This window comes from Streptomyces sp. YS-3 (assembly GCF_045257485.1).
Lineage (GTDB): Bacteria > Actinomycetota > Actinomycetes > Streptomycetales > Streptomycetaceae > Streptomyces.
Genome location: NZ_JBJHPC010000760.1, coordinates 1 through 2854 on the forward strand (window position 1 = coordinate 1; position 2854 = coordinate 2854).

General features: G+C 75.1%; 2 protein-coding genes and 2 pseudogenes. 2 read left to right on the forward strand and 2 right to left on the reverse strand.

What is annotated here, in order from left to right:
• On the reverse strand, positions 1-1070 hold a 1070-nt coding region (locus ACJA3G_RS34385), incomplete at its 3' end, for an ROK family protein (protein WP_406556955.1).
• Between the two features lie 56 nt (positions 1071-1126).
• Here ACJA3G_RS34385 and ACJA3G_RS34390 point away from each other — a divergent pair.
• Together ACJA3G_RS34390 and ACJA3G_RS34395 are read left to right on the forward strand one after the other, a co-directional pair.
• Positions 1127-2242 carry a Gfo/Idh/MocA family oxidoreductase gene (locus ACJA3G_RS34390; RefSeq protein ID WP_406556956.1) on the forward strand — a complete coding sequence of 372 codons (1116 nt, stop codon included), beginning with the start codon at positions 1127-1129 and terminating at the stop codon, positions 2240-2242.
• Positions 2239-2715: pseudogene (locus tag ACJA3G_RS34395) on the forward strand (heme-degrading domain-containing protein); the annotation flags it as partial. The gene ACJA3G_RS34390 and the pseudogene ACJA3G_RS34395, both read left to right, overlap by 4 nt.
• Here the strand turns inward: ACJA3G_RS34395 and ACJA3G_RS34400 are convergent.
• Positions 2701-2802 (reverse strand): annotated as a pseudogene (locus tag ACJA3G_RS34400) (hypothetical protein); the annotation flags it as partial. The pseudogenes ACJA3G_RS34395 and ACJA3G_RS34400 sit on opposite strands and share 15 nt — an antisense overlap.
• Between the last annotated feature and the right edge of the window lie 52 nt (positions 2803-2854).

The window sequence follows — 2854 nt, forward strand, 5'->3', positions numbered from 1 at the left end:
TGCCCGAACACCGGCCCCAGGATCAGCCGCGCCGCCCCCTCCGCCACCGCGTGGGGGCCGCCGGGGGCCACCGACACCGGGACCGGCCGCTCGTCGCCGCCCCGGCGGGCCCGCTCCTCCAGGACCGCGCTCACCCCCCGGACGAAACCGTCCCGCGCGCCCATGACCGTACGTCCGCCGAGCAGCACGCGGTCGATGTCCAGCAGGCCGACGAGGTTCGCGGCGCCCACCCCGAGGAAGCGGGCGGCGGCGGCGATGTCGCCGCGGGCCACCGACGCCAGGCACAGCGCCTCGATGCAGCCGCGCGCCCCGCAGCCGCAGGCGGGGCCGCCGAGCAGGATCGTCTGGTGGCCGAACTCCCCCGCGCCGGTCCGCGCGCCGCGCAGCAGCGTGCCGCCCAGGACGAGGCCCGCGCCCAGGCCCGTACCGAGGTGGAGGTAGGCGAAGGAGTCGGCCGGGCCGCGCAGGGCGAGTCCGAGGGCGGCGGCATTGGTGTCCTTGTCGAGGACGACCGGCAGGCCCAGGCGCGCGGCGAGCGCGTCACGCAGCGGGAAGCCGTTCCACTGCGGGAAGCCGGTGACCCGGTGGAGGACGCCGGTGTGGTGGTCGAGGGGGCCGGGGCTGGCCACGCCGACGCCGAGTATCGGGCGTCCCCCGATCAGCGCGGCGGCCTCGTCCGCGGCGGCCCCGACCACGGTGTCGTGGTCCGCGCCGAGGTCGAGCGGTACGGTCCGCACGCCCACCAGGGTGCCGGCGAGGTCGACGAGGACCGCGGTGAGTTCGTCGCGGTCGAGGTGCAGCCCTATCGCGTGCCCGGCGGAGGGCACCAGCTTGAGCACCGTGCGGGGCTTGCCGCCGGTCGAGGCGCGGCGGCCCGCCTCGGTCGCCGTCCCCTCCGCCCGCAGCCGCGCGGTGATCTTGCTGACGGCCTGCGGGGTGAGCCCGGTCCGCTCGGCGAGCTCCAGTCTGCTGATCCCGGCCTCCCCGGCCGTACGCAGCAGATCGAGCACCAGCGCGGCGTTGTGGCTGCGCAGGGCCGGCAGGTTGGCTCCCGAGTTACTCCTGTTCACGACCCCATTGTCTCCTGCGCTTGCACTTTGGCAACAGCGTTGCTTAAGTGGGTGCCATGAACGCTCGTACGGATACTGACCTCCGCGTCGGACTCGTGGGCTACGGCCTGGCGGGCTCCGTCTTCCACGCCCCGCTGATCGCCGCGACCGAGGGCCTGACCCTCGACACGGTCGTCACGTCCAGCCCCGAGCGCCGCGAGCAGGCCCGCGCCGAGCACGGCGACGGGCTGCGGTTCGCGGCATCGCCGGACGAGCTCCTCGACGCCGGTCTCGACCTGATCGTGATCGCCTCCCCCAACAAGACGCATGTCCCGATCGCCACCGACGCCCTCAAGGCCGGTGTCCCGGTCGTCGTCGACAAGCCGCTCGCGGGCACGGCCGCCGAGGCGCGGGACCTGGCGGCGCTCGCCCAGGAGCGCGGCCTGCTGCTGTCGGTCTTCCAGAACCGCCGCTGGGACAACGACTTTCTGACCCTGCGAGCCCTGCTCGCCGCCGGTGAACTCGGCGAGGTCCAGCGCTTCGAGTCCCGCTTCGAGCGCTGGCGTCCGCAGCCCAAGGGCGGCTGGCGCGAGTCGGGCGACCCGGCGGAGATCGGCGGCCTGCTGTACGACCTGGGCAGCCACCTCGTCGACCAGGCCCTGGTCCTGTTCGGCCCGGCGCTGCGGGTGTACGCGGAGGCAGATGTACGCCGTCCCGGCGCCCAGGCCGACGACGACACCTTCATCGCGATCACCCACGCGGGCGGGGTGCGCTCGCACCTCTATGTGAGCGCCACGACGGCCCAGCTCGGCCCCCGCTTCCGGGTGCTCGGCTCCGCCGCGGGCTACGTCAAGTACGGCCTCGACCCCCAGGAGGCCGCCCTGCGCGAGGGCCTGCGGCCGGGCACCGGCGAGCCGTGGGGCCTGGAGCCCGAGGAGATGTGGGGCCGCGTCGGCGCTGGGGGCCCCTCCCAGGCCTTCGGCGCCGGGGGAGAGTCCCCGCTGACGGACGGCGGGCGCCCCGTCCCGACCCTGCCGGGCGACTACCCCGCGTACTACACGGCGATCGCCACCGCCCTGCGCGAGGGCGGCGAACCGCCGGTCACCGCGCAGGAGGCCGCGGCGGCCCTGGACGTGCTGGAGGCGGCGCGCCGCTCGGCGCGCGAGGGCGTCACGGTGGAGGTGGCCCTGTGACGACCACCCCGGCCGCCTCGACCGCCCCCAACCCCCCGACCGCCTTCACGATCCCCGAACTGGAGGCGCAGGAAGCCGAGCTGGAGCTCGCGCGGTTCACATACGAGGACGCGTGGGCGCTCGGCTCACTCCTGCGGGAGCTGGCAGTGGCCCGCCGCGCCCCGGTGACGATCGACATCCACCGCGGCGCCCAGCAGCTCTTCCGCTGTGCCCTGCCGGGTTCGACCCCGGACAACGACGCCTGGGTGGACCGCAAGCGGCGGGTCACCGAGCGGTACGCGGCCAGCTCGTACCTGGTCGGCGCCCGCTTCCGCGCCAAGGACACGACGTTCGAGGCGTCCTCGCGCCTGGATCCCGACAGGTACGCGGCCCACGGCGGCTCGTTCCCGCTGCGGGTCACGGGCGCCGACCAGGTACGAGCTGGCCGCGTACCGCTCGGTGACCCGCCGCTTGCGGTCCACCCAGGCGTCGTTGTCCGGGGTCGAACCCGGCAGGGCACAGCGGAAGAGCTGCTGGGCGCCGCGGTGGATGTCGATCGTCACCGGGGCGCGGCGGGCCACTGCCAGCTCCCGCAGGAGTGAGCCGAGCGCCCACGCGTCCTCGTATGTGAAC